Source organism: Pseudomonas sp. S4_EA_1b (assembly GCF_016307435.1).
GTDB lineage: Bacteria > Pseudomonadota > Gammaproteobacteria > Pseudomonadales > Pseudomonadaceae > Aquipseudomonas > Aquipseudomonas rhodesiae.
Genome location: NZ_JAEILC010000048.1, coordinates 23,318 through 48,360 on the forward strand (window position 1 = coordinate 23,318; position 25,043 = coordinate 48,360).

The 25,043-nt window shown below is 60.1% G+C and carries 23 protein-coding genes; 9 read left to right on the forward strand and 14 right to left on the reverse strand.

Going from position 1 to position 25,043, the window contains the following annotated elements:
• Positions 1–44: 44 nt before the first annotated feature.
• The 5 genes from YA0848_RS17105 to YA0848_RS17125 all read right to left on the reverse strand — a co-directional run bounded on the left by YA0848_RS17105 (position 45) and on the right by YA0848_RS17125 (position 4,435).
• The gene (locus YA0848_RS17105) at positions 45–1,274 is read right to left on the reverse strand and encodes a nucleoside recognition domain-containing protein (protein WP_034101730.1); all 1,230 of its coding nucleotides are present in this window, start codon (positions 1,272–1,274) and stop codon (positions 45–47) included.
• A gap of 100 nt (positions 1,275–1,374) precedes the next feature.
• Positions 1,375–2,706, reverse strand: a complete 1,332-nt coding sequence (gene gltP / locus YA0848_RS17110) for a glutamate/aspartate:proton symporter GltP (protein WP_034101729.1) — start codon at positions 2,704–2,706, stop codon at positions 1,375–1,377.
• 713 nt (positions 2,707–3,419) lie between these two features.
• Positions 3,420–3,887 carry an inhibitor of vertebrate lysozyme family protein gene (locus YA0848_RS17115; protein WP_034101727.1) on the reverse strand — a complete coding sequence of 156 codons (468 nt, stop codon included), beginning with the start codon at positions 3,885–3,887 and terminating at the stop codon, positions 3,420–3,422.
• Positions 3,888–3,889: 2 nt separating this feature from the next.
• Positions 3,890–4,054: a DUF1328 domain-containing protein gene (locus YA0848_RS17120; RefSeq protein WP_003170804.1), complete on the reverse strand. Its 165-nt coding sequence runs from the start codon at positions 4,052–4,054 to the stop codon at positions 3,890–3,892.
• A gap of 81 nt (positions 4,055–4,135) precedes the next feature.
• Entirely contained in the window at positions 4,136–4,435 is a 300-nt protein-coding gene (locus YA0848_RS17125) for a hypothetical protein (RefSeq protein ID WP_034101781.1), read from the reverse strand.
• A gap of 391 nt (positions 4,436–4,826) precedes the next feature.
• Here YA0848_RS17125 and algB point away from each other — a divergent pair, with 391 nt between their 5' ends.
• Positions 4,827–6,173 (forward strand): sigma-54-dependent response regulator transcription factor AlgB, encoded by a 1,347-nt coding sequence (gene algB, locus YA0848_RS17130; protein WP_034101725.1) that lies wholly within the window; start codon positions 4,827–4,829, stop codon positions 6,171–6,173.
• 10 nt (positions 6,174–6,183) lie between these two features.
• Positions 6,184–7,971 carry an ATP-binding protein gene (locus tag YA0848_RS17135; protein WP_169902265.1) on the forward strand — a complete coding sequence of 596 codons (1,788 nt, stop codon included), beginning with the start codon at positions 6,184–6,186 and terminating at the stop codon, positions 7,969–7,971.
• Positions 7,972–7,974: 3 nt separating this feature from the next.
• Here YA0848_RS17135 and YA0848_RS17140 read toward each other — a convergent pair whose 3' ends face one another.
• From YA0848_RS17140 to YA0848_RS17165, 6 genes are all read right to left on the reverse strand, one after another.
• On the reverse strand, positions 7,975–8,751 hold the full coding sequence (locus YA0848_RS17140; protein WP_169902266.1) for an N-acetylmuramoyl-L-alanine amidase: 777 nt from the start codon (positions 8,749–8,751) through the stop codon (positions 7,975–7,977).
• An 89-nt stretch (positions 8,752–8,840) separates the two neighbouring features.
• Positions 8,841–10,907: a diguanylate cyclase gene (locus tag YA0848_RS17145; RefSeq protein ID WP_034101722.1), complete on the reverse strand. Its 2,067-nt coding sequence runs from the start codon at positions 10,905–10,907 to the stop codon at positions 8,841–8,843.
• A complete protein-coding gene (locus YA0848_RS17150) occupies positions 10,904–11,782 on the reverse strand; it encodes an endonuclease/exonuclease/phosphatase family protein (protein ID WP_034101720.1) in 879 nt (292 codons plus the stop codon). The genes YA0848_RS17145 and YA0848_RS17150 overlap by 4 nt, the downstream gene beginning before the upstream one ends.
• 10 nt (positions 11,783–11,792) lie before the next feature.
• Positions 11,793–12,428: a thiol:disulfide interchange protein DsbA gene (dsbA, locus tag YA0848_RS17155; protein ID WP_034111146.1), complete on the reverse strand. Its 636-nt coding sequence runs from the start codon at positions 12,426–12,428 to the stop codon at positions 11,793–11,795.
• A 169-nt stretch (positions 12,429–12,597) separates the two neighbouring features.
• Positions 12,598–13,209, reverse strand: a complete 612-nt coding sequence (locus YA0848_RS17160) for a c-type cytochrome (protein WP_169902267.1) — start codon at positions 13,207–13,209, stop codon at positions 12,598–12,600.
• 33 nt (positions 13,210–13,242) lie between these two features.
• Positions 13,243–13,545 carry a c-type cytochrome gene (locus tag YA0848_RS17165; RefSeq protein WP_034101715.1) on the reverse strand — a complete coding sequence of 101 codons (303 nt, stop codon included), beginning with the start codon at positions 13,543–13,545 and terminating at the stop codon, positions 13,243–13,245.
• A gap of 192 nt (positions 13,546–13,737) precedes the next feature.
• Between YA0848_RS17165 and yihA the strand changes: the two genes are divergently transcribed.
• On the forward strand, positions 13,738–14,379 hold the full coding sequence (gene yihA / locus YA0848_RS17170; RefSeq protein WP_003187369.1) for a ribosome biogenesis GTP-binding protein YihA/YsxC: 642 nt from the start codon (positions 13,738–13,740) through the stop codon (positions 14,377–14,379).
• A gap of 269 nt (positions 14,380–14,648) precedes the next feature.
• Here the strand turns inward: yihA and polA are convergent, their stop codons facing one another.
• Positions 14,649–17,441 (reverse strand): DNA polymerase I, encoded by a 2,793-nt coding sequence (gene polA, locus YA0848_RS17175; protein WP_169867678.1) that lies wholly within the window; start codon positions 17,439–17,441, stop codon positions 14,649–14,651.
• 74 nt (positions 17,442–17,515) lie between these two features.
• On the opposite strand from polA, the gene YA0848_RS17180 reads away from it, so the two are divergent.
• Positions 17,516–17,806 carry a DUF2782 domain-containing protein gene (locus YA0848_RS17180; RefSeq protein ID WP_034101712.1) on the forward strand — a complete coding sequence of 97 codons (291 nt, stop codon included), beginning with the start codon at positions 17,516–17,518 and terminating at the stop codon, positions 17,804–17,806.
• Positions 17,807–17,862: 56 nt separating this feature from the next.
• Positions 17,863–18,816, forward strand: coding sequence for a homoserine kinase (locus YA0848_RS17185; protein WP_034101711.1), 954 nt, complete (start codon positions 17,863–17,865; stop codon positions 18,814–18,816).
• A gap of 64 nt (positions 18,817–18,880) precedes the next feature.
• Here the strand turns inward: YA0848_RS17185 and YA0848_RS17190 are convergent, their stop codons facing one another.
• Complete coding sequence (locus YA0848_RS17190; RefSeq protein ID WP_094064489.1) at positions 18,881–19,807, reverse strand: zinc ABC transporter substrate-binding protein; 927 nt, start codon at positions 19,805–19,807, stop codon at positions 18,881–18,883.
• Between the two features lie 58 nt (positions 19,808–19,865).
• On the opposite strand from YA0848_RS17190, the gene zur reads away from it, so the two are divergent.
• From zur to YA0848_RS17210, 4 genes are read left to right on the forward strand one after another with little or no spacing between them, the layout of a single operon-like run.
• Complete coding sequence (zur, locus tag YA0848_RS17195) at positions 19,866–20,348, forward strand: zinc uptake transcriptional repressor Zur (protein WP_034101709.1); 483 nt, start codon at positions 19,866–19,868, stop codon at positions 20,346–20,348.
• Positions 20,348–21,133, forward strand: a complete 786-nt coding sequence (gene znuC, locus YA0848_RS17200) for a zinc ABC transporter ATP-binding protein ZnuC (protein ID WP_034101708.1) — start codon at positions 20,348–20,350, stop codon at positions 21,131–21,133. Before zur ends, znuC begins: the two co-directional genes overlap by 1 nt.
• Entirely contained in the window at positions 21,126–21,914 is a 789-nt protein-coding gene (gene znuB, locus YA0848_RS17205) for a zinc ABC transporter permease subunit ZnuB (RefSeq protein ID WP_034101706.1), read from the forward strand. The genes znuC and znuB overlap by 8 nt, the downstream gene beginning before the upstream one ends.
• Before the next feature lie 37 nt (positions 21,915–21,951).
• Positions 21,952–22,671: a PA5502 family lipoprotein gene (locus YA0848_RS17210; RefSeq protein ID WP_034111139.1), complete on the forward strand. Its 720-nt coding sequence runs from the start codon at positions 21,952–21,954 to the stop codon at positions 22,669–22,671.
• A 106-nt stretch (positions 22,672–22,777) separates the two neighbouring features.
• On the opposite strand, the gene katE is transcribed toward YA0848_RS17210, so the two are convergent.
• Positions 22,778–24,919, reverse strand: a complete 2,142-nt coding sequence (gene katE / locus YA0848_RS17215) for a catalase HPII (RefSeq protein WP_169902268.1) — start codon at positions 24,917–24,919, stop codon at positions 22,778–22,780.
• Positions 24,920–25,043: the final 124 nt, after the last annotated feature.

The following is a 25,043-nucleotide window of genomic DNA, read 5'->3' on the forward strand; positions in this document are numbered from 1 at the left end:
GGTCAATGGGTGGGAGGGGCTTGCCCCCGATAGCTATCTAAGTCTCAGCCAAAGAACCAGTAGCACACCGAGATAGCCGCCACGACGCCGGCAAACTCCGCCAGCAACGCACAACCCACCGCATGCCGCGCGCGCTGGATACCGACCGAACCAAAGTACACCGCCAACACATAGAAGGTGGTTTCGGTACTGCCCTGAATCGTCGCGGCCACCAGCGCCGGGAAGCTGTCCACGCCTTGGGTCTGCATGGTCTCGATCAGCATTGCCCGCGCGGCACTGCCGGAGAACGGCTTGACCATCGCAGTCGGCAAGGCATCGACAAAGCGCGTGTCCATGCCAGTCCACGCCACCACATGGCGAATCCCTTCCAGGCCGAAATCCAGCGCGCCGGAGGCACGTAATACGCCCACCGCACACAGCATCGCCACCAGGTACGGCAGCAGGTTCTTGGCGACATCGAAGCCTTCTTTGGCACCTTCGACAAATGCTTCGTACACCTTCACCTTGCGCAACGCACCGATCAGCAGGAACAGCATGATCAGGCCGAACAGGGTCAGGTTGCCGAGAATCGATGACAACCCGGCCAGTGCCGTGGCGGACAGGGTCGCCAGCAACGCCATGAAGCCGCCCAACATCAGCGCGCCAGGAATCAAATAAGCCAACACCACCGGGTCCCACAGCCGCAGGCGCTGCATGACGGCAACCGAGAGCAGGCCCACCAGGGTCGACGCACTGGTCGCCAGCAGAATCGGCAGGAACACCAGCGTCGGGTCGGCGGCGCCTTGTTGGGCGCGGTACATGAAGATGGTCACTGGCAACAGCGTCAGCGACGAGGCATTGAGCACCAGGAACAGAATCTGCGCATTGCTCGCGGTGGTCGGCAGCGGGTTGAGTTCTTGTAACGCCTTCATGGCTTTGAGGCCGATGGGGGTCGCGGCGTTGTCCAGTCCCAGGCCGTTGGCGGCGAAGTTAAGGGTGATCAGACCGATAGCGGGGTGACCCGCCGGCACTTCCGGCATCAGGCGACGAAACAGCGGGCCGAGGGCCTTGGCCAGCCAATCGACGATGCCGGCCTTTTCGGCGATGCGCAGAAAGCCCAGCCATAACGTCAGGGTGCCGAACAGCAACACCATCACTTCAACCGACAGTTTGGCCATGGCGAAAATGCTTTCCACCATCGCCGCGAAGATCCCAGCGTTACCGCCGACCAGCCATTGCGCCAGTGCTGACACCATTGCCACGACAAAGAAGCCAAGCCACAGGCCATTGAGCATCAGTTGAATCCCCTCGAATGATGGGGCGAATGATAGCGGGGCCGGCAGAAACGACAAACCCCGGATTTACCCGGGGTTTGCGTTGTTCAGCTCAGGGGGTTCAACCGCGGCTGACCTCGCCGACCGGCAATGCTTCCTTGCTGCGCCAGTGCGGCAGGGAATTCCAGTAGCGCTCGCCCTTGGCGTCGTCGTACATGCCTTCCCAACGAGCGATAACCAGCACGGCCAGGGCGTTACCGATCACGTTCAGAGCGGTACGCGCCATGTCCATCACACGGTCGACACCGGCAATAAACGCCAGGCCCTCAAGCGGAATGCCAACGCTGCCCAGGGTGGCCAGCAGCACCACGAAGGACACACCCGGTACACCGGCGATGCCTTTGGAGGTGACCATCAGGGTCAGTACCAGCATCAGTTGCTGACCGATTGACAGGTCAATGCCGTACAGCTGGGCGATAAAGATCGCGGCGATGCTCTGGTACAGGGTCGAACCGTCGAGGTTGAACGAGTAGCCGGTCGGCACCACGAAGCTGCAGATCGCCTTCGGCGCGCCGTAGGCTTCCATCTTCTCGATCACGCGCGGCAGCACGGTTTCGGAACTGGCGGTGGAGTAGGCCAGCACCAGTTCATCCTTGAAGATGCGCATCAGCTTGATCACCGAGAAACCGAACAGGCGCGCGATCAGGCCGAGAATCACAAAAGCGAAGAACAGAATGGCGACATAAACCAGGATCACCAACTTGGCCAGCGGCAGCAGGGAGGCGAAGCCGAAGTTGGCCACAGTCACCGCGATCAGCGCGAATACACCGATGGGGGCGTATTTCATGATCATGTGGGTCACTTTGAACATGCTCTCGGATACACCCTGGAACATGGTCACCAGCGGCTCGCGCAGCTCAGGCTTGAGGCTCGACAGGCCCAGGCCGAACAGCACGGAGAAGAAGATGATCGGCAGCATTTCGCCACGGGCGACGGCGGCGAAGATGTTGGACGGGATCAGGTTGAGGATGGTCTGGATAAACGCATGCTCGTGTTGTACCTCGGCGGCAGTCGCCTGGTATTTGGAGATGTCCACGGTACCCAGGGTACTCATGTCGATCCCGGCGCCGGGGTGGAACAGGTTTGCCAGCAACAAGCCGACCACGATGGCAATGGTGGTGACCACTTCGAAGTAGAGGATGGTTTTGACGCCGATGCGACCGAGCTTTTTCGCATCACCGACACCGGCAATACCGACGATCAGCGAGGAAATCACAATCGGGATCACGATCATCTTGATCAGGCGAATAAAGATATCGCCCGCCGGCTGCAGCACATTGCTGATCCACCAGGCCTTTTCAGCACTGAAATGGTTGAGCACTGCTCCGATTGCGATCCCCAGTACCAAACCGATGAGGATCTGCCAGGCGAGGCTTAGCTTTGCCTTCTTCATGTCATTACCCTTACTTCAAGTGAACTTAAGGCAAATGCGCCAGCTGCAACGCTCGAAAGCGAAAAAGTGTGAGCATCCGCCTCCATGAAAGGTCGCCGCCGCGTGGCCGAAATGACTTACTGGCAGGCGAAAAAAGGCGCAACTATTCCCATGCAAGGGGGCGACGTCTAATGCCGTAAACGCCTACCCTATGCCGAATCGGCATGGCTTTTTTAGATAATAACTGTCCGAACGGTCAGTTCAAATGCGACATTTTGCCCGACGAATATGCCGTGAAACGGCCAATTCAGGCTCACGTAGGGTTGCAGGCGTTGATCGAAGAATCAGCACAAATGCTTGAGGATTCAGCGCAGTAGTGTCTGAAATGTCCTATAGACCCCTGCAAACTTTCTCGATAGATGGTCGCCGCGACACACTCAGTAATGGTTGAGGGCAGGCAAAAATAAAATGGTGGGCTATGGGCGGCATAACAGGCATAAGCCCGCCGCAAGTTCAACAAGTCGACGACTTGTGAACCTGCGTCGCAGCTTTTCGCCTGACCCGGCCCTTGCGCAGGTACTCCCTGTACCCGTAGGTCACGCCGATCCCAATCGATCAGAGCAACCCGGCCCCCTGGTCATGCACGCCCCGCGGCGGGGCGTGCAGAAGAAAGAAGCGAAGAGCTTCTTTCTATGGACGCTGGTCCCGTTATCAGCAAGCGCTTTAAACGAAACCTAGTACCAATTCGGGTCTTTCTTGAGCTGTTCCATCAGCAGCTTCTGCATGCCTTCGTCCGGTTTACCAATAAAGCGGTAGTCGGCGTGCCGCGTAGGCGACTTGTCAGCCGGGAGGCCGGCCGGCACTTCCACCAACATGGCGTAGGCATCTTCCTTGTCAAAGCTGAAAGCGACGATCAGACGCTTATTCAGGCATGTGTCCGCGGTCTCGCAGAGCGGCCCTACCAAGTACTTGTCGCCATCCTCTTCGACAGCATTCATTTGCTCGGCCGTACCGGTCAGGTTCATCACCCAATCCGGCAGGCGCTCTTCTTTCTTCACCACGCCTTGCCAGGTCTCACGGTATTGCGGGTCCGCGCTGAGCAATTCGTTGGCCCGCGACTGGCCGTCATTGGCGGCCATCGCCAGACCGCTACCGCCCAGCAATAGGGCGGCAGCAATGGCTTTGAGAGACAAAGTGGTCATATTCAGCCTCGGCCGCGACGACCAAAGAAGAACGAAGCAATGAACATCACCAGGAAGACGACAAACAGGATCTTGGCGATACCGGTTGCGGTGCCTGCGATACCACCGAAGCCCAGGACTGCAGCAACAATGGCGATGATCAGAAATGTGATTGCCCAACTCAACATGGTGATTCTCCTTACGCTTCTATTAGAGGGTACAGCGGTCATGCCGTACGGACGCCCAGTGCGGACGACCGCTTTTCTTGCCTAGAACACCCAACGTTCCTGAGCTGGCAGCTGATCCAGCGTTGAATTCTGGTCAGCTACTCGCAATTGCTTGACGCTCACATCGCCAACAGCGCTGGCGGCGGGACGGCTCTGCATCGAACTGAAATGGGTCTGGGTCATGGCCGGACGCTCAAACACTTGGGCTTGCTGCTGACTCTCCTGCCAATGTTGAATCTGCTGGCCTGCAATCAACGTGACCATCAAGGCCAGGCTGGCAAACAAACCTTGCTGCACATGCAGTGGCGATACACGCAATTGGCTGAGGGTTTGGCGAGTCATGCTGCTGTACTCCCGCATTCTGATTATTCGTTCATGACACTCTTGGGAGAGGTATTGCAGAGCGCATGCCAGGTTTTTAACAAAATAAAACCCAATAAAATCAATAAGTTATAGATAGTTGCTCGATGATAGGGGCAGCATCCTGCACGATGGGCCTCTAGGGGCCGTGCGAAATGCACGATGGCCAGCGGTCGGGTCAAGGGATACATCACGACATGGGCGCTGCCCAACTGAGCGAATGACATGAAATGGCCACTCGCTGTGGCCTTTGTGAGAAGAAGCGCAGATACCTGCACGACGATTCGTTTTGTCGGTCAGAATAAACCATGCAACTTGCCCGATTATTCCGGGACTAAACACCATCATTTATCAGTTAGGGAGCGCGGGACAGATGGAATCAGCCAAGGAACTTCAAGGCCGCATTCTTTTAGTAGATGACGAGTCCGCGATCCTCCGCACCTTCCGTTATTGCCTGGAAGATGAAGGCTATACCGTCGCCACCGCCAACAGCGCTGCCCAAGCCGACGCGCTGATGCAACGCCAAGTGTTCGATCTGTGCTTCCTGGACCTGCGCCTGGGCGAAGATAACGGCCTGGATGTGCTGGCCCAGATGCGCATTCAGGCGCCGTGGATGCGCGTGGTGATCGTCACCGCGCATTCGGCCGTGGACACCGCCGTGGACGCGATCCAGGCCGGCGCCGCCGACTATCTGGTAAAACCGTGCAGCCCGGACCAACTGCGCCTGGCCACCGCCAAGCAGCTGGAAGTGCGCCAACTTTCTGCACGTCTGGAAGCCCTGGAAGGCGCGGTGCGCCAGCCCAAGGACGGACTCGACTCCCATAGCCCGTCGATGATGGTGGTGCTAGAAACCGCGCGCCAAGTGGCCGGTACAGATGCCAACATCCTTATCCTGGGCGAGTCCGGCACCGGTAAAGGTGAACTGGCGCGGGCCATCCACGGTTGGAGCAAGCGGTCGAAAAAATCCTGCGTGACCATCAACTGCCCGTCGCTAACCGCCGAACTGATGGAAAGCGAACTGTTCGGCCACAGCCGCGGCGCCTTTACCGGCGCCAGCGAAAGCACCTTGGGCCGGGTCAACCAGGCTGACGGCGGCACGCTGTTCCTCGACGAGATCGGCGACTTTCCCCTCACGTTGCAACCAAAATTGCTGCGCTTTATTCAGGATAAGGAATACGAACGCGTGGGCGACCCGGTTACCCGGCGCGCCGACGTACGTATCCTCGCCGCCACTAACCTGAACCTGGAAGACATGGTGCGCGACGGCCGCTTCCGGGAAGACTTGCTGTACCGCCTGAATGTCATCACCCTGCACCTGCCACCGCTGCGCGAGCGCAGCGAGGACATCCTGACCCTGGCCGACCGCTTCCTGGCGCGCTTCGTCAAGGAGTATGCCCGTCCGGCGCGCGGTTTCAGCGATCAGGCGCGGGAAGCCCTGCTCAACTACCGTTGGCCGGGTAATATCCGTGAACTGCGTAACGTGGTGGAGCGCGCAAGCATTATCTGCCCGCAGGAAAAGGTTGAAATCAGCCACCTGGGGATGGCCGAGCAACCGACCAACAACGCCCCGCGCATCGGTGCGGCGCTAAGCCTGGACGAACTGGAAAAAGCCCACATCGGTGCTGTACTGGCCACCAGCGACACGCTAGATCAGGCGGCGCGCACCCTCGGCATTGACGCGTCGACGCTGTACCGCAAACGAAAACAGTACAACCTGTGAGCTGTACCTTATGAAGTTAGCGATGAAGCTGCGGACTCGGCTGTTCTTGAGTATCTCAGCGCTGATCACCGTCGCCCTGCTTGGATTGATCCTGGGCCTGGTCAGCGTCATGCAGATGGCCAAGACCCAAGAGTCGCTGATCCGCAGCAATTTCGTCACCTTGGAGCTTGGCCTGAAATTGCGCCAAAGCCTGGGCGACCAGTTGATCCTAATGCTCGACGAGCGGCCCAACCCGAACGCCCTGGACGCTTCCAAACGACAGTATTTCGCACTGCTGGACGAGGGCATCGCCCACGAGCGGCAAGACAGCAGAAGCAGCGGGTTCAGTCAGGCCCGCATCGACTACCTGAATTTCCTCAAGGCATTCGACGAGTCCCAACCTGCATCGCTGGTCAGCGGCAATAACGACAAACTCACCCAGACATTCAACGTGCTGCGCAATGGCTTGATCGCCGAGCACAAACGCGCGTTGGAAGCCATCAACACCAGTGAACGCAAATCCCGCGACCGCGCGCTGTTGATCGCCGGTCTCATGGGTTTGGTGGGCCTGGCGGTGCTGATCATCGGCTTCGTGACCGCCCACGGTATCGCCAGGCGCTTTGGCGGGCCGATCGAAGCGCTGGCCAAGGCCGCGGACAAGATCGGCCAGGGCGATTTCGAGGTCACGCTGCCGATCTCGTCAGCCGCGGAAATGAACCTACTGACTCGGCGCTTCGGCATCATGGCCGAGGCGCTGCGTCAGCATCAGGCCACCAATGTGGATGAACTGCTGGCCGGCCAGCAACGGCTACAGGCGGTGCTCGACAGCATCGACGACGGCTTGCTGATGATTGATCGCCAAGGGCGTCTGGAGCACCTGAACCCGGTTGCCCAACGCCAATTGGGCTGGGATGAAGAACGCCTCGGCCAAGGCCTGGGCGAAGCGCTGGGCCGCCCGGAGCTGGATGAACAACTGCACTTGGTGCTGCGTGGCGGCAATCTGGAGCGCGCGCCGGAAGACCTTGAGGTGGAAGTCGACGGCGAACTGCGCCTGCTGACCTACAGCCTGACCCCAGTCAGCCACACCCAAGGGCATATCCTCGGCGCGGTGATGGTGATGCACGACGTGACCGAGCAACGCGCCTTCGAACGTGTGCGCAGTGAATTCGTGCTACGTGCTTCCCATGAACTGCGCACGCCGGTAACCGGCATGCACATGGCGTTCGGGCTGTTCCGCGAACGCGCGAAATTCCCCACGGAGTCCCGGGAAGCGGACCTGCTGGACACCGTTAACGAAGAAATGCAGCGCCTGATGCAGCTGATCAATGACTTGCTCAACTTCTCGCGCTACCAGAATGGCCTGCAGAAACTGACCCTCGGCCCCTGTGAGATTCCCGACCTGCTGGAGCATGCCCGCGGGCGCTTTATAGAGCAGGCCAATGCGCAGCAAATCGAGCTGCTGATCGAAGCCCAGCCCGACCTGCCACGCTTATATGCCGACCAGGCGCAACTGGAACGGGTACTCGACAACCTGCTGGCGAACGCACTGCGCCATACCGCCGATGGCGGGCAAATTCGCCTGCAAGCGCGTCGCCATGGCGAGCGGGTGATTATCAGCGTCGAAGACAACGGCGAAGGGATTGCCTATGGGCAGCAAGGGCGCATCTTCGAGCCCTTTGTGCAGGTGGGCCGCAAGAAAGGCGGCGCCGGGCTGGGGCTGGCGTTGTGCAAAGAGATCGTGCAGTTGCACGGCGGCCGCATGGGGGTGTATTCGCGGCCGGGGCAGGGCACCCAGTTTTACATGGCGCTGCCGCTCTGACGGTCAGCGCCGGTTGAGGGCCCGCAGAATGGCGGCACTTTCGGCATCCGGCGTGCCATCGAACCGCGACGACCTGAAGTGCATCTGGAACGCTGCGAGCACATGACGCGTGGCGACATCCAGCTCACCGGTTTGAGGCGTCTGGTAGCCCAATCGGGCCAACTCCTCCTGGAACCAAGTGATGCTCGGTAGCTCTGCGGTGTATTGCACCTGAAAGCGCGCGACAGCCTGTGCATCCGGCCAACCCCCCAACCCTTCATCGGCCAAACGCTTCCAGGGGAACAAGGGCCCCGGGTCCAACTTGCGTAACGGCGCGATATCGCTGTGGCCGATGATGTTCTTCGGGTCGATGCCGTTGCGCTTGCTGATGTCTTTAAGCAACACGACCAACGACTTCACCTGCGCCTCGGAATACGGGTACCACAGGCGGCCTGTCGGGGTGTCCGTGAAACCCGGGTTCACAATCTCGATACCGATGGAGCTTGAATTGAGCCATGTGCGGCCCATCCATTCACTCTCACCTGCATGCCAGGCACGCTGGCTTTCATCCACCAATTTATAAATGGTGGCCGAGGCGTCATCGCCAATCAGGTAATGGCTACTGACCTGGCCGTGGGTCAACAAGGCCAGGGAGCGTTCCAGGTTGGCCGAGGTGTAATGAACGATCATAAACTGCACGCGATTGTCGTAGTTGACCGAGGGATGACTGGTGTTGATGCGGGGGCCGCTGGCGCAGCCGGCAAGCAGGAGAAACGCAAGGGCGATACAAATGGCTTTCATGGCGGATGACAGTACGCTGAAGACGATAATGCAACAGTGTAACGTACCGACTGAAACAGAGCGGCCTAATTACAAAGAGGGAACATCTTTTACGCCGCCTGCACTTGATTACGCCCCGCCGCCTTGGCTCGATACAACGCTTCATCGGCGCGCTTGAGCGCCAGTTCGCTGCGCTCACCCGAGCGCAATTGCGCCACGCCCATCGACACCGTGATCGTCACCGGTTCGCCTTTGAAGTGAAACGGACACGCTTGAATTGCCTCGCGCAGCCCTTCACCCACCGCCAAGGCCTCGGCGAGGGTCGAATCGGGCATCAGCAAGACAAACTCTTCACCGCCAAAACGCGCGATGAAATCGGTGGGCCGCAGGCGCTTGCTGAGCACATTGGCGATGATCTTCAGCACCTTATCGCCGGCCAGGTGGCCGTAACCATCGTTGATGCGTTTGAAGTGGTCCAGGTCCAGCATGGCCAGCGACAGGCTGTTGCCGCGCTGGTGCCAGGTATTGATTTCGTAGTCCAGGCGCTCGCTCCAGGCCGCACGATTGGGCAGGCCGGTCAATGGATCGATCAGGGCCTTCTGGCGCTGCACTTCAAGGTGTTCACGGTAGCCCTGGGCTTCCTGCTCCATGTTGGCGACGCGTTCGGCCAGGCCTTTGAGGCGCTCGGCAACCTCCTGCTCGCGCAGATCGCGTTGTTGCCGATGCTCGTCCATGGTGCCGAGCAAGCCCTCAAGATGGCTCTCCAGCACCTGTTTGAGGCTGTCCAGGTCGGCGGCGTCCTGTACGCTGGTTTGCAGCCCATCGACCTGCTCGCGGATCTGCGTATCCAGTTCACGCGCGGCAGAGCTACTGTCGGCATGCCCGTCACTGGCCACCTTCAGATGCCCCTGGAAGGCTTCGAGGCGCTCATTGAGTTGCTTGAGATAAGCCTCGAATTCTAGATGGCCACTGTCGGTGATCGCCAACATCAGTACCGCCAGATCATCCAGGATCGGTAGCAGTTCATACCAGTTCAAACCGTGGGCCAGACGCTCGCGCATCGCTTCAGCCTGAGGGCGATGACGCTCGGGCAGGTCCAGCTCTTCGAGCAAGCCGATAAGCGTGTCTTCGATGTGCTTGGCCACGGAGCTGTAGGACGGCTCGGGCGAGTCCGGCAAAGCGTATTGGCCGTCCGATTGCATCGCGTCGGGGTCAAGCGCCTCCACGTCCAACACAGGCGGCAGCGACAGACTGCCAATTACCGTCTGCTCCGGTGCCTCTATGACGTCGGGCTGCGGTGCGTCGATAAAGGCGGCGAGGGCGCTTTCGTTGGCCGGCTCTTGCGCCTGCGGTTCGAGCTCAGGCGCCTTGGGTTCCGTGCGGGCCAGCGCAGCTTTGACCGGCTCGGCCACTGCGTCGGCTTGAGGCGGAGATTCGTAGACGAAGGTCTCGACGGCAATTTGGGCTGGCTGGATCGGTGTGGCGGGTTGAGGCGCCGCGGCTTCGGGTTGTGGCGCGAAGGCACGCAAAGCCTGGGTCAGCTCTTCGGATTGCTCGGGCTGCGGGGTTTCCGATGCGGATTTAGTCGCAACCGGTGCAGCTGAGGGGCCGGGAGCCGGCTCACTGGCAGGTGCTTCTACGTGGGTGTCCTTGGTTCCGAACAAACGCTGTAAAAGCCCTGGTCCGGGACGTGGAGTTTCACCATCCGGGTCCAGGTTAGTCAGCGCCTGCCCTTGCAAGTCGCTCAGCTCGCTGAGCAATAGCGGAATTTCCCGGGCCTGGCCGACACGGCCATCCAACTGTTTAGCGAAGGTCTTCAATGGTCGCGCCACCTCGCGGGGCAGCGGCAGTTTCTGCAACTGCGTGACCAGGGACGTCAGCGCGGTGCTCATCTGTTCAACCCGGGTTTCGCGGCGCTGCTCCGAATCCAACACGGCTTTTTCCAGACGCGGCAGCAGCGCGGCGAGGGCGGCGTCCATGTCGTCGGTGCGGACAACGTCGCGCATCTCCTTCATGCACTGGTCGACCGCGCGGTCGGTGCCTTCAGCCGCCAAGGTGCTGCGCACGAGGCCACGGCGCAGCAGGTCGAGGCGCGCAGCCCAGCGGCGTTCGAGTTTGTCTTGTTGCTCGATGCTTAACAGGTATTTTTCTTTCCAGCGCTGGGCGTCGTCGCTCATGCAAGGGGTCCGCGAGGGCCGGGGCTCAACGCGGGCAATGCATCAGCCGTGAGCGAACCCGGCAGACGAATCTCTACCGCGACCGGCAGGTGATCGGAAATGGGCTGCGCCAGCACCTGCACACTTTCCAGCGTGAGGGTGGGGCTGAGCAGGATATGGTCGAGACAACGTTGCGGACGCCAGCTGGGAAACGTCGCTTCGACTTGCGGCGCCAGCAACCCGAGGTCGCGCAACGGCGAGTTTTGCAGCAGGTCATTGGCATGGGTGTTCATATCACCCATCAGCACCTGATGCTTGTAGTTGCCGATCATTTCGCGCACGTAAGCCAACTGCAGGTTGCGCGTACGCCCCCCGAGCGCCAGGTGCATCATAACCACCACCAACGCTTCCGGCCCTTCGCCGAAACGCACGAGGATCGCGCCACGCCCCTTGGGGCCTGGCAGCGGGTGGTCTTCGATAGCGGTGGGTTTCAAGCGACTCAGCACGCCATTGCTGTGCTGCGCCAGGCGCCCGAGGTTGCGATTGAGCTGCTGGTACCAGTAGGGAAACGCTCCGAGCCTGGCCAGGTGTTCCACCTGATTGATGTAACCGGAACGGATGCTACCCCCATCGGCCTCCTGCAGCGCGACCAGGTCGAAATCGCTCAACAGGTCGCCGATCTTCTGCAGATTACCGGCCCGCCCGTTGTGGGGCAGCAAGTGCTGCCAACCACGGGTGAGGTAGTGCCGATACTTTTCGGTACTTATGCCAACCTGAATATTGAAACTGAGCAGGCGCAGACGGCTGTCCGCGAGCTGGCCAGTGGATTCCAGGTGATCTTCGTTGACCCGCGGATCATGCAGGCCAACGACACGTTCGGTACCCCAGCGGCGCATGAAAGGCCCCTTACTTGGCTGCGCGCTCTTTGGCGATCAGTTGGTCAGCAACGTTGAGGGTCTGTTCAGGCCCACCAGTGGAACCCAGGTCGAAACGGTATTTGCCGTTGACGATCATGGTCGGAACGCCTTGCACGCCGTATTTCTGCGCCAGCTCCTTGGCCTGTTTGATCTGGCCCTGGATAGCGAAGGAGTTGAAGGTGGCCAAGAACTTATCCTTATCGACACCTTGGGTGGCAACAAAGTCAGCCATGTCTTCAGTCTTGGTCAGACGCTTGCCTTCTTTCTGAATCGCGTTGAACACTGCGTTGTGGACCTTGTGCTCGACACCCATGGCTTCGAGGGTCAGGAACAGTTGGCCGTGGGCATCCCAAGGGCCGCCGAACATGGCCGGGATGCGTTTGAAATTCACGTCTTTAGGCAGTTTCTCAACCCACGGGTTGATGGTCGGTTCAAAAGCGTAGCAATGCGGGCAGCCGTACCAGAACAGCTCAACCACTTCGATCTTGCCCGGCACCGAGACGGGCACTGGGTTGGCCAATTCGACGTAGGTCTTACCGGCTTCAAGCGGCACATCGGCAGCTTGAGCGGTCATGCCGAAAAGGCTGGCAGTGACGAGAGCGGCGCTGAGGATCAGATTACGCATGCTTTACTCCTGGACAAATAAAGTCGCCTCACGCGACCTTAGTTGTGACCGGTCGACGCAGGCATGAGTTCGTTAGTGTAACGGCAGCGGCCACAAAAAAGGGCGGCCATGGCCACCCTTTTTATGCTTGCATCGCGGGATTAATCGAGCGTTAACGTCGCCGCGCCGATCAGTGCAGGCCCTGGATATAGCTGGACACTGCCGCGATGTCTTCGTCGCTCAGCTTGCGGGCGATGGTGCGCATGGTCATCGCATCGCCATCGTTGGCACGACCGGCTTCTTCCTTGCGGAAATCGGTCAGTTGCTTAGCGATGTATTGAGCGTGCTGGCCGCCCAGATGTGGGAAACCGGCGGCGGCATTACCCGCGCCATTGGGCGAGTGGCAACCGGTGCAAGCCGGCAGGCCTTTATCCAGGTCACCACCACGGAACAGCTTCTGGCCACGCGCTACCAGTTTCGGATCGGCAGCTCCCACACTGCCTTTCTGGCTGGCGAAATACGCCGCGATGTCCGCCAGATCCTGATCGTTGAGGTTGGTCAGCAAGCCGGTCATTTCCAGCACCGTGCGCTTGCCTGACTTGATGTCCTGCAACTGCTTGGTCAGGTAACGCTCACCCTGGCCGGCCAGTTTGGGGAAGTTCGGCGCCGGGCTGTTGCCATCCGGTCCGTGGCAAGCACCACACACGGCGGCTTTCGCCTGGCCCGCAGTAGCGTCGCCTGCAGCATGGGCAACACCGGTGATGCCCAGGGTCAACAGCAGACTCACGATCAGTTTGTTCATCAGCTAATCCAACTACGGCTAAGGGTTTAAGAGTTATCTACCGGGTTTACTCACCATCCATTCAATGACGGCCTGGTAATCCTCAGTACTGCAGTCCATGCACAAACCACGCGGCGGCATTGCCTTGAAACCCTGGCTCACGTGCTGTACCAGCGTGTCCATACCTTGCGCCAATCTCGGCGCCCAGGCTGCCTGATCACCCCGCTTCGGGGCGTTCGGCAACTGGCCAGCATGGCAAGCCACGCAAACTCGGTTGTACAGCGCTTCCGGTTCCTGTGTAGCCTGAGCGCCGTAAAGCGGAATCAGGACACCGACAGCGAGCAACCATCTGGTCATACATCGACCTTTTCAGGGTTTGAGAGCGTTTTGCGTTCTAATGCGCAATGAAGGTCTATCGCTCCCGTGAACTTCATCCTTCGCTGGGACAAAGCACACACAAAATCTGCGGCATTATATACTGGCGCCACTGAAACGGAAACGACACCGCTTGCCGCACCCTTTTTCGGCACCGCCCACATCGGAAATCTCATGCAACTCAAGAATCCCATCCTCGGCCTGTGCCAACAGTCCACGTTTATGCTCAGCGCCGCCAAAGTTGACCAATGCCCCGATGACGAAGGCTTTGAAGTCGCCTTCGCCGGCCGCTCCAATGCCGGTAAATCCAGCGCCCTGAACACGCTCACCCACGCCAGCCTGGCGCGCACCTCGAAAACTCCGGGCCGCACGCAACTGCTCAATTTCTTCAAGCTAGACGATGATCGGCGTCTGGTCGACCTGCCAGGCTACGGTTATGCGAAAGTACCGATCCCGTTGAAGCTGCACTGGCAGCGTCACCTGGAGGCTTATTTGGGTGGCCGGGAGAGTTTGAAGGGTTTGATCCTGATGATGGATATCCGCCACCCAATGACCGACTTCGACCTGCTGATGCTCGATTGGGCGGTCGCCAGCGGCATGCCGATGCACATCCTGTTGACCAAAGCCGACAAGCTGACCTACGGCGCGGCCAAGAATACGTTGCTCAAAGTGCAGTCGGAAATCCGCAAGGGTTGGGGCGATACGATCACCATCCAATTGTTCTCCGCGCCTAAGCGCATGGGCTTGGAAGAGGCTTACACCGTTCTAGCGGGCTGGATGGAGTTGGCGGACAAGGGCGCGGAAATCGCCGAGTAACTTTTCTGCGGGCAAAAAAAACCCCGGACTTCTTATGGGGAGGGGAAGTTCGGGGTTCAAGTTCCGGACCGCTAGGGCGGGGTCCAGATATCTGCCAACACTTAACACAACATAGGAGCATTGAAGGGCTTCACCACCCATTCAGTAACTCTGAGTGGCAGTTCACAGGTTTAGTTCCGAATTGCCCGAAAACTATTGGAAATAACTGTCAGGTCTTTCCGACATAAAGCGCAATGCCACCACCCTTAGCGATGGCAAAGCGCCCGTTATCAGTGCGCCTCATCCCAGTTATCACCCACGCCCACTTCCACCAGCAACGGCACATCCAGCTGGGCTGCGGCGCTCATATGCTCGCGGATCTTCTCGCTGACTTGCGCAACCAGGTCTTCACGCACTTCCAGTACGAGTTCGTCGTGCACTTGCAGGATCACCTTGGCGTCCAGGCCCGAGTCGGTAAGCCAGTTATCCACCCGCACCATGGCTTTCTTGATGATGTCCGCCGCCGTGCCTTGCATCGGCGCGTTGATCGCGGTGCGTTCCGCCGCGGCGCGCTCTTGGGGTTTATTGGAGTTGATATCCGGCAGGTACAGCCGGCGCCCGAAGAAGGTTTCGACATAACCTTGATCGGCCGCCTGGGCCCGAGTGCGCTCCATATACTCGCGCACTCCTGGGTAGCGGGCGAAGTAGACGTCGATATAAGCCTTGGCCGTCTTGGTATCGACACCAATGTCCTTACCCAGCTTTTGCGCGCCCATGCCGTAGATCAGACCAAAGTTAATCGCCTTGGCGCTGCGACGCTGGTCGGACGTGACCGCCCCCAGCTCGACCTTGAACACTTCGGCCGCCGTGGCCGTGTGCACATCCAGGTTATGACGGAAGGCATTCATCAGCCCTTCATCTTTGGACAAGTGCGCCATGATGCGCAGCTCGATCTGCGAATAGTCCGCCGCCAGCAGCTTGTAGCCCTTGGGTGCGACAAACGCCTGGCGAATCCGTCGCCCCTCGGCGGTACGCACCGGAATGTTCTGCAGGTTCGGGTCACTGGACGACAGTCGACCGGTCGCCGCCACTGCCTGGTGATAAGACGTGTGGATACGCCCGGTGCGCGGGTTGATCTGCTCCGGCAGGCGGTCGGTGTATGTGCTTTTGAGCTTGCTCATGCTGCGGTACTGCATCAGCACTTTGGGCAACGGGTAGTCATCTTCGGCCAGCTTGGCCAGCACTTCTTCAGCGGTGGAGGCCTGGCCTTTGCCGGTTTTCTTCAGTACCGGAAGCCCGAGCTTTTCGTAAAGAATCGCCCCCAGTTGTTTGGGCGAGCCCAGGTTGAACGCCTCACCGGCGATCTCGAATGCTTGGCGCTCCAGCTCCACCATCTTGTTGCCCAGTTCGATGCTCTGGACGCCCAGCAGCTGCGCATCCACCAAAGCACCCTGACGCTCGATGCGTGCCAACACCGGTACCAACGGCATTTCGATGTCCGTCAGCACACTGGCCAAGCTCGGGATGGCGGCCAGTCGCGCATGCAGCGCCTGATGCAGACGCAGCGTCACATCGGCATCTTCAGCCGCATAAGGCCCGGCCTGCTCCAGTGGAATCTGGTCGAAGGTGAGTTGCTTGGCGCCTTTGCCGGCGATGTCTTGGAAGCTGACTGTGTCGTAGTCCAGGTATTTCTTCGCCAGGCTGTCCATGTCATGCCGGGTCGCGGTGGAATTGAGCACGTAGGATTCGAGCATGGTGTCGAATGCAATGCCGCGCACCGTGATGCCGTGCGCGGGGTCGCCGCCGATGGCACAGTTGGCCAGGATGTTCATGTCGAACTTGGCGTGCTGGCCGACTTTGAGCTTGTTCGGATCTTCCAGCAGCGGTTTCAGGGCGAGCAATACGCTGTCGCGATCCAGTTGCTGCGGTACGCCGATGTAGGAATGGGCTAGGGGGACGTAGGCCGCTTCGTGGGGCTGCACAGCAAAGGACACGCCGACCAATTGCGCCTGATGAGCGTCGATCCCGGTGGTTTCCGTGTCGAACGCGATCAACGTTGCAGCGTCGAGCTTCTTCAGCCAGACGTCGAACGTGGCCTGATCCAAGATGGTGGTGTAGACCGCTTCAACAGGGGCCACTACCACTGCCTCCGCTACCGCTGCGACGGGGGCCGCTTCGGTCGAGGCCTTCAGTTCGACGCGTTTGGTATCACGCTGCACTTCGTCGTACCAGCTCTTGAACTCCAGCAGGGTGTACAGCTCCAGCAGTTTTTCACGGTCCGGTTCGATCAGATGCAGGTCATCCAAGCCCACGTCCAGCGGCACATCGATCTTGATCGTCGCCAATTGGTAGGAAAGAAACGCCATTTCCTTGTGTTCTTCCAACTTGGCCGGCAGGTTCTTGGCCCCACGGATCGGCAGCGTCGGCACGATATCCAACTGCTCATAAAGCTCTTTGAGGCCACCATTGACGCCCACCAGCAGGCCGGACGCAGTCTTGGGGCCGATGCCCGGTACGCCGGGGATGTTGTCGGACGAATCGCCCATCAACGCCAGATAGTCGATGATCTGCTCGGGAGCGACGCCAAATTTCTCCTTTACGCCCTCCACGTCCAAGGCGCTACCGGTCATGGTGTTGACCAAGGTAATGTGCCCGTCGACCAACTGCGCCATGTCTTTATCACCGGTGGAGATCACTACCGGACGGTCAGCGGCCGCACTGCTGCGCGCCAGGGTGCCGATCACGTCGTCGGCCTCGACGCCTTCGACGCACAGCAACGGGAAGCCCAAGGCGATCACGCTCTGGTGCAGCGGCTCGATCTGCAGGCGCATGTCATCAGGCATGCTGGGGCGGTTGGCCTTGTATTCGGCGTACATGTCATCGCGAAAAGTCCCACCCTTAGCGTCGAACACCACCGCGAACGGGCTGTCCGGGTACTGCTTGCGCAGGCTTTTGAGCATGTTCAAGACGCCTTTGACCGCACCGGTCGGCAGGCCTTTGGAGGTGGTCAGCGGTGGCAGCGCGTGGAAGGCGCGGTACAGGTAGGACGAACCGTCCACCAGGACGAGGGGGGCTTGGCTCATGAGCAGGATCAACCTTTTCGGCGGGTCAGGCGCTAGAATAGCCGGACCAATGAAAACAAAGGGACAAGGTTATCATGCGTACATTCAATCGCCTGCTGTTGACCGGCTTGATCGCACTCGCTCCGATGGCTGCCATGGCGGCAGACGATGCGCCTTCGGGCGACCCGCAAGTTACCATTCGCACGGAAGGCGATAAGACTATTCAGGAATATCGTCAGAATGGCTTCCTGTACGCAATCAAGGTGATCCCTAAGAAGGGCCCGCCCTATTTCCTGGTGCGCGCAGACGGAACCGATGCGAACTTCATCCGCTCCGACCAGCCGGATATGCTGATCCCGTCATGGAAGATCTTCGAATGGAAATGACTTCTTAACTTCAATTGGCGCCGCCCACCGCGGCGCCCGTACTGGCAGTTTTAACCATGTCTGTGTTTACCCCCCTGGCTCGGCCCGAGCTGGAAACCTTTCTTGCCCCTTATGGGCTCGGCCGCCTGCTTGACTTCCAGGGGATTGCCGCTGGTAGCGAAAACACCAACTTCTTTATCAGCCTGGAGCAGGGCGAGTTTGTCCTGACCCTGGTTGAGCGCGGCCCGGTGCAGGAAATGCCGTTCTTCATCGAGCTGCTGGACGTACTCCACGACGCCAACCTGCCCGTGCCATACGCCCTGCGTACAACCGATGGCGTGGCCCTGCGCGAACTGGCCGGCAAACCGGCGCTGTTGCAGCCGCGCCTGGCCGGCAAGCACATCAAAGATGCCAATGCCCAGCACTGCGCCCAGGTCGGCGAATTGCTCGGTCACCTGCATCTGGCGACTCAGGGCGACAAGGTGCTGGAGCGTAAGACCGATCGCGGGTTGGACTGGATGCTCAGTGAGGGCAACCAGCTGATTTCACATCTTAACGGTGCCCAGCAGCGCCTGTTGCAAGGCGCGCTGGATGAAATCGCCGCCCATAAGGCTCAGATCCTGGCCTTGCCTCGGGCCAACGTGCACGCGGACCTGTTCCGCGACAACGCGATGTTCGAAGGCACACATCTGACCGGTCTGATCGACTTCTACAACGCCTGCTCGGGCCCGATGCTGTACGACGTGGCGATTGCCCTGAACGACTGGTGTTCGGACGCCGACGGTGTGATCGACGCACCCCGCGCTCGCGCACTGTTGGGCGCCTACGCGAGCCTGCGGCCATTTACCGCCAAGGAAGCCGAGCTGTGGCCGACCCTGCTGCGGGTAGCGTGTGTACGCTTCTGGCTCTCGCGCTTGATCGCGGCAGAGTCGTTTGCCGGGCAGGATGTTCTCATTCACGATCCCGCCGAGTTCGAACATCGCCTGGCTCAGCGTCAGCAGGTCACGGTCAACCTGCCATTCGCGCTCTAAGCGCCGATCCGGTCAACAATGCGGGAAGGGGCAAACCCTTCCCACATTTGAACTGCACTAAGACTTACAACGACTCCAGGCACCCAGCCAGGTCATTGCCTAACTTTTCCAGCACCTGCTCATAACCTTGCGCGGTCGCCGGGGTGTAACCGCCCAAAGCATCCAATTCCGCCAGTTTTACCGGCAACCCTGCCACCAGGGTTTCAGCTAAACGCGGACGCAGCGGCGGTTCGCTGAACACACAGGTTTTGCCCACTTCCTGCAACCGCGTACGCATTGCCGCGACGTGCTGAGCCCCCGGCTGTACCTCAGCGGCAACACTGAACACGCCGGCATGCTTGAGGCCGTAGGCAGCTTCGAAGTAATCGAAGGCTTCGTGAAAGACGAAGTAGGGCTTGTCGCCGATGCCGGCCAGACGTGTCTTCAAGCGCGCGTCCAACGCATCCAGGCGTGCGGCGAAAGCCTTGGCGTTGCTCTGATAACGCGCGGCATTGGCAGGGTCGGCGCTGGCGAGATCGGAGGCCATGCGCGCGGCAATCACGCGGGCGTTCACTGTCGATAGCCACAAGTGGGCATCCACGCTGCCTGGACGGTGATCGTGATCATGTTCGTCTTCATCGGCGTGGGAATGGCTATCTTCGGCGAAACGGCGCAATTGCATGCCAGGCAGGTCCTGCACGGCCACAGTTGTGGCTGTACGATTTTTGAGCACGCGAGGCAGGAAGGTTTCCATGTCCGGCCCGATCCAATACAGCAGGTCGACCGACTGCACACGCCGTACGTCGGAGGGGCGCAAGGCGAAGTTATGCGGCGACGCGCCCGGCGGCAACAGCACTTCCGGAACCGCCACGCCGTCCTGCACCGCCGCGGCGATCAGCTGCAACGGCTTGATGCTGGTGAGCACCTTGACGTCGGCCTGAGCGGTGCCGGCAATGAATAAACTGGTGACAAATACGACAAAAACGGGAAAAAGTCGGGACACGATGACCACTCAATGGCGTAGGAACGGGTAACATAATAACGTCTCTATCAAATATCTGTCGCCGCTCATGCCTATAACACCGCTTGCCAGCCGTCCCCACGACCACTCTCACTGCGTGCACAGCGCGCTGTCGGAGGCCGATGCGCTGTGCGCACGCCAAGGCCTGCGCCTGACCGCGCTGCGGCGGCGCGTGCTGGAATTGGTCTGGCAGAGCCACAAACCACTGGGCGCCTACGACATTCTCGGCGTGCTCAGCGAGCAGGACGGCCGCCGCGCCGCGCCGCCTACGGTTTATCGCGCGCTGGATTTCCTGCTGGAAAACGGCCTGGTCCACCGTATCGCCTCCCTCAACGCGTTTGTCGGGTGCAACCACCCGGAGCATGCGCACCAGGGCCAGTTCCTGATCTGCCGGGTGTGCCATGCGGCCATCGAGCTTGAACAAAAAAGCATCAGCGATGCGATTATCCACAGCGCCGCCGACGTTGGCTTCCAAGTCGAAGGGCAAACCGTCGAAGTGGTCGGTTTGTGCTCGGGTTGCCAGGGGGCTTGATGAGCAACGCGTTAATCCGTCTGGAGCAGGTCGGCGTCAAGTTCGCCGGGCAAAACGTGCTGGATAACATCGCGCTCAGCGTGGAGCCGGGGCAGATCGTCACACTGATCGGCCCTAACGGTGCCGGCAAGACCACGCTGGTGCGCGCCGTGCTCGGCCTGCTCAAGCCCGACAGCGGCAGTGTGTGGCGCAAGCCCAAGCTACGCGTGGGCTATATGCCGCAGAAACTGCATGTGGACCCAACTCTGCCGCTGTCCGTATTGCGCTTCCTGCGTCTGGTGCCCGGCGTGGACCGCGCCCGCGCCCAAGCCGCACTTAAGGAAGTCGGCGCCGAACAGGTGATCGACAGCCCGGTACAAAGTATTTCCGGCGGCGAAATGCAACGCGTGCTGCTGGCCCGCGCACTGCTGCGCGAACCGGAGCTGCTGGTGCTGGACGAGCCCGTGCAGGGCGTCGACGTCGCCGGCCAGGCCGAACTGTATAGCCTGATCACCCGCCTGCGCGACCGCCACGGCTGTGGCGTGCTGATGGTGTCTCACGATCTGCATCTGGTGATGAGCACCACCGACCAAGTGGTATGCCTCAACCGCCATGTGTGCTGCTCGGGCCACCCGGAACAAGTCAGCGGCGACCCGGCATTTGTCGAGTTGTTCGGCAAAAACGCGCAAAGCCTGGCGATTTACCATCACCATCATGACCACGCCCATGACCTGCATGGCGCGGTGGTCGACGACCCGAGCGTCCCCCATACCCACGTTCACGGAGATAGCTGCAAGCATGGCTGATTTTCTGCTCTACGCCCTGCTGGCAGGCTTGGCTCTGGCACTGGTCGCGGGCCCTCTGGGCTCGTTCGTGGTCTGGCGGCGCATGGCCTATTTCGGCGACACCTTGTCACACGCCGCGCTGCTGGGCGTAGCCATGGGCTTCCTGTTGGATGTGAGCCCGACCATCGCCGTGACCGCCGGCTGCCTGCTGCTGGCCGTGCTGCTGGTGACGCTGCAACAGCGCCAGCCGCTGGCTTCCGACACCTTGCTGGGGATCCTGGCACCGAGCACCTTGTCCCTGGGCCTGGTGGTGCTGAGCTTTATGCATGAAGTGCGCATCGACCTGATGGCTTACCTGTTCGGCGATCTGCTGGCAATCAGCCCCACCGACCTGGCCTGGATCCTCGGCGGCAGCGCGATGGTGCTGGTGTTGCTGGTGACGCTGTGGCGCCCGCTGCTGGCGATCACCGTGCATGAGGAACTGGCCAGGGTCGAAGGCTTGCCGGTGCCCGCCCTGCGCATGGCCTTGATGTTATTGATCGCGGTGGTGATTGCTGTCGCGATGAAGATTGTCGGCGTATTGTTGATCACATCGTTGCTGATCATCCCCGCCGCGGCCGCTCAGCGTCACGCCCGCTCACCGGAGCAAATGGCGATTGGCGCCAGCCTGCTGGGGATGCTTGCGGTGTGTGGGGGCCTGGCGTTGTCGTGGTTCAAGGACACGCCGGCCGGACCGTCGATCGTGGTCACCGCCGCCGCCCTGTTTCTGCTGAGTTTTGTCCTGCCCCGTCGAGGGGTGTAGACTTGCTCGCTTTTTGCGCAAATAGAGAGTCGCAGGAATGAAGCCGTTCACCGCACGTTATCTGCTCCTTGCCGCATTTTCCCTGCTGCTGGGTGCCTGTCAAAGCACACCGCCCGCTGCCCCGGAGGCCACGGACCCGCGTGCTGCGGCCATCGCGCAGCTGGAGCAAAACCTGGCCAGCAGTGAGTTGGCCACCGCCGAAGACCAACTCGCCACCCTGCAGGCCCAGACGCCCAATGATCCGGCGCTGGAAACCTACCAGCGCCAACTGGCCGAAGCCTATCTACAACGCAGCCAAATCGTGCTGCAAAAAGGCGACGTCAACGCGGCCGCCACCGCCTTGAGCCGCGCCCGGGCATTGATGCCAAAAGCACCGGCGCTGACCGGCGGCGTCAACAGCGCTATCACTCACGCCCGTAAAGCCGAGCTGGATCAAGCCGAAGAGGCCCTTAAAGCCGCCGAAGCCAAGCCCGCCGCGAAGGTCATCGACCCGGCAGCACCGAGCACCACCGTGGCGCTGAACCTCACCAACATCGAAGACATGCGCCATCAGCTCGACGCCATCGCCACCGACGTGGTGAATTACCAGTGCGACGTGAGCATCCAGGTGCCGCGCACAGAAGATTACCCGTGGCTGGCCAGCCTGCTGACCAAACGGGTGAAGCGCATTGATTCGGGATATGACCTGAAGATTCACCGGCAGATTCTGAAGAAGATCCCGGCGCAGATCGTGCTGATTCCGCGCAAGGCGCAGTGAAGTAAAAGCATCGGGGGCAAGCCCCCTCCCACACATTGAACTGTGAATACATTCAAATGTGGGAGGGGGCTTGCCCCCGATAGCTATCTAACTAGCAACTCCTGCCTTAAGCCGGAATCGCCTCGGCCTTCGGCTCACGCTCCCAGACCCGGTGCTGTGCAATCGCGGCGAAGAACGCCTTGAACGCTTTGGCATCCGAGCCGACGATCAGCCCCGCATCCGCCTCTAGCTTCAGCTGATCCAGCAGCGGCTTCACATCCGCCCCTACGGCAATCGCCTTCAGGTGCTTGTAGGCTTCCAGTACGTAGTGCAATGCCACACCGTCGCCGCTCAGGGCTTTCACCGAGTCTTTGCCGCCAGGGATAAACACCGCATCGAACGCAATGGACGGCATGCCTTCCATCGACGCATCCACCGCCAGGGTTTTGCCATCGGCCGTCTTCACCGGCGCCGAAGTCGGCCCCAGCAATTTGGCGTGAGCCCCTTCGGCCTCCAAAGCCTTTTTCAAAGCATCAATCGCGGCACCATCCACGCCGTTGGCGGCCAGAATCGCCACTTTGCGCGTCTTGATATCCCCCGAGAGCAGGTTCACTTGGCTCAACGCTGGCGACGTTTTCACCGATGTTTCGCGTGGCGGCACGGTGCCCTTGGTCGGTGCCGGCAGACCCAGGTTCTGCGCCACACGCTTGGCCAGTTCCAAATCGATATTGGCGAGGATCTCGTTCACTTGGCGCGCACGAATATGCTCGCGCTCGACCTTGCCCAGCTCAAAGCTGTAAGCGGCAATAATGTGCTCTTTCTCGTGGTGGCTCATGCTGTTGAAAAACAGCGTGGCCTGGGAGAAGTGATCGCCAAACGACTCACTGCGCTCACGTACCTTGTTGGCGTCGACGCGCTCGTAATAGGTTTCGAAGCCACCGTCGGTCGGGCCCGGCGGGGTTTCTTTCGGCCAGCCGCCATCGATGGAGTTCGGCTCGTAAGAGGCACGTCCCTTATCAATCACGCTGCGGTGCTGCGCGTCGCGCTGGCCGTTATGGAACGGCGCGACTGGTCGATTGATCGGGATTTCATGGAAGTTCGGACCACCCAGGCGGCTGATCTGCGTGTCCGTGTAGGAAAACAGACGGCCTTGCAGCAGCGGGTCGTTAGTGAAATCGATACCCGGCACGATATGACCCGGGCAGAACGCCACCTGCTCGACTTCGGCAAAGAAGTTGTCTGGGTTGCGGTTAAGCACCATCTTGCCCAGCGGCGTGATGGGCACCAACTCTTCGGGGATGATCTTGGTCGGGTCGAGCAGGTCGAAGTCAAACTTATGCTCGTCCTCTTCGGCGACGATCTGTACGCCCAGCTCCCACTCTGGGTAGTCACCGCTCTCGATGGATTCCCACAGGTCGCGGCGGTGGTAGTCGGTGTCTTTACCGGCAAGCTTCTGCGCTTCGTCCCACACCAGGGAGCAGGTGCCGACCTTCGGACGCCAGTGGAATTTGACGAAGCTGGACTTGCCCTCAGTGTTGATCAGGCGAAAGGTATGCACGCCAAAACCCTGCATGGCGCGCAGGCTTTTCGGAATGGCGCGGTCGGACATTGCCCACACCACCATGTGGGCCGATTCCGGCACCAGGGAAACGAAATCCCAGAAAGTGTCGTGCGCCGAGCCGCCGGTCGGAATTTCGTTATGGGGCTCAGGTTTTACCGCATGCACGAAGTCAGGAAACTTGATCGCGTCCTGAATGAAAAACACTGGCATGTTGTTGCCCACCAAGTCGAAGTTGCCTTCCTCGGTGAAAAACTTCACGGCAAAGCCGCGCACATCGCGCACGGTGTCACCGGAACCACGCGGGCCCTGTACGGTGGAGAACCGCGCAAATACCGGGGTTTTATGCTCGGGGGTCCGTAGGAATCCGGCCTTGGTCAGTGCCGAATGGTCTTCGTAGGTCTGGAAATAGCCATGGGCGCCGGTACCGCGAGCATGCACGATGCGCTCCGGGATGCGCTCATGGTCAAAGTGCGTGATTTTTTCACGCATGATGAAGTCTTCGAGCAGCGACGGGCCGCGGGAGCCGACCTTCAAGCTGTTCTGGTTGTCAGAAATCTTCACGCCCTGGTTGGTACGCAAAGCCTGGCCGGTGGCATCGGAGCGAAAGGCTTCCAGGGCCTGCAGCTTGGCGTTGGTATTGCCGCGGTCCAGGGTATCGGTCCCCGCGAGTTCGCTCTTGGACGGGGTAGCTGGCTTCTTGGTGCTCATCAGTCAAAACTCCTTATTCAAAGTGGCCAGAGCGTTCCCCGGCTCGTTTGAGCAAAACCCCAGGCACGGCACCTGGGAAATTGAGTTGCTTAAGTAGGGACTGACAGGGTTTTGCGCCGTTCCT

Bases quoted from the DNA above. Each gene is read 5' to 3' on its own strand.
- YA0848_RS17105 (WP_034101730.1), bottom strand. From the start codon at position 1,274: ATGCTCAATGGCCTGTGGCTTGGCTTCTTTGTCGTGGCAATGGTGTCA.
- gltP (WP_034101729.1), bottom strand. From the start codon at position 2,706: ATGAAGAAGGCAAAGCTAAGCCTCGCCTGGCAGATCCTCATCGGTTTG.
- YA0848_RS17115 (WP_034101727.1), bottom strand. From the start codon at position 3,887: ATGACCACTTTGTCTCTCAAAGCCATTGCTGCCGCCCTATTGCTGGGC.
- YA0848_RS17120 (WP_003170804.1), bottom strand. From the start codon at position 4,054: ATGTTGAGTTGGGCAATCACATTTCTGATCATCGCCATTGTTGCTGCA.
- YA0848_RS17125 (WP_034101781.1), bottom strand. From the start codon at position 4,435: ATGACTCGCCAAACCCTCAGCCAATTGCGTGTATCGCCACTGCATGTG.
- algB (WP_034101725.1), top strand. From the start codon at position 4,827: ATGGAATCAGCCAAGGAACTTCAAGGCCGCATTCTTTTAGTAGATGAC.
- YA0848_RS17135 (WP_169902265.1), top strand. From the start codon at position 6,184: ATGAAGTTAGCGATGAAGCTGCGGACTCGGCTGTTCTTGAGTATCTCA.
- YA0848_RS17140 (WP_169902266.1), bottom strand. From the start codon at position 8,751: ATGAAAGCCATTTGTATCGCCCTTGCGTTTCTCCTGCTTGCCGGCTGC.
- YA0848_RS17145 (WP_034101722.1), bottom strand. From the start codon at position 10,907: ATGAGCGACGACGCCCAGCGCTGGAAAGAAAAATACCTGTTAAGCATC.
- YA0848_RS17150 (WP_034101720.1), bottom strand. From the start codon at position 11,782: ATGCGCCGCTGGGGTACCGAACGTGTCGTTGGCCTGCATGATCCGCGG.
- dsbA (WP_034111146.1), bottom strand. From the start codon at position 12,428: ATGCGTAATCTGATCCTCAGCGCCGCTCTCGTCACTGCCAGCCTTTTC.
- YA0848_RS17160 (WP_169902267.1), bottom strand. From the start codon at position 13,209: ATGAACAAACTGATCGTGAGTCTGCTGTTGACCCTGGGCATCACCGGT.
- YA0848_RS17165 (WP_034101715.1), bottom strand. From the start codon at position 13,545: ATGACCAGATGGTTGCTCGCTGTCGGTGTCCTGATTCCGCTTTACGGC.
- yihA (WP_003187369.1), top strand. From the start codon at position 13,738: ATGCAACTCAAGAATCCCATCCTCGGCCTGTGCCAACAGTCCACGTTT.
- polA (WP_169867678.1), bottom strand. From the start codon at position 17,441: ATGAGCCAAGCCCCCCTCGTCCTGGTGGACGGTTCGTCCTACCTGTAC.
- YA0848_RS17180 (WP_034101712.1), top strand. From the start codon at position 17,516: ATGCGTACATTCAATCGCCTGCTGTTGACCGGCTTGATCGCACTCGCT.
- YA0848_RS17185 (WP_034101711.1), top strand. From the start codon at position 17,863: ATGTCTGTGTTTACCCCCCTGGCTCGGCCCGAGCTGGAAACCTTTCTT.
- zur (WP_034101709.1), top strand. From the start codon at position 19,866: ATGCCTATAACACCGCTTGCCAGCCGTCCCCACGACCACTCTCACTGC.
- znuC (WP_034101708.1), top strand. From the start codon at position 20,348: ATGAGCAACGCGTTAATCCGTCTGGAGCAGGTCGGCGTCAAGTTCGCC.
- znuB (WP_034101706.1), top strand. From the start codon at position 21,126: ATGGCTGATTTTCTGCTCTACGCCCTGCTGGCAGGCTTGGCTCTGGCA.
- YA0848_RS17210 (WP_034111139.1), top strand. From the start codon at position 21,952: ATGAAGCCGTTCACCGCACGTTATCTGCTCCTTGCCGCATTTTCCCTG.
- katE (WP_169902268.1), bottom strand. From the start codon at position 24,919: ATGAGCACCAAGAAGCCAGCTACCCCGTCCAAGAGCGAACTCGCGGGG.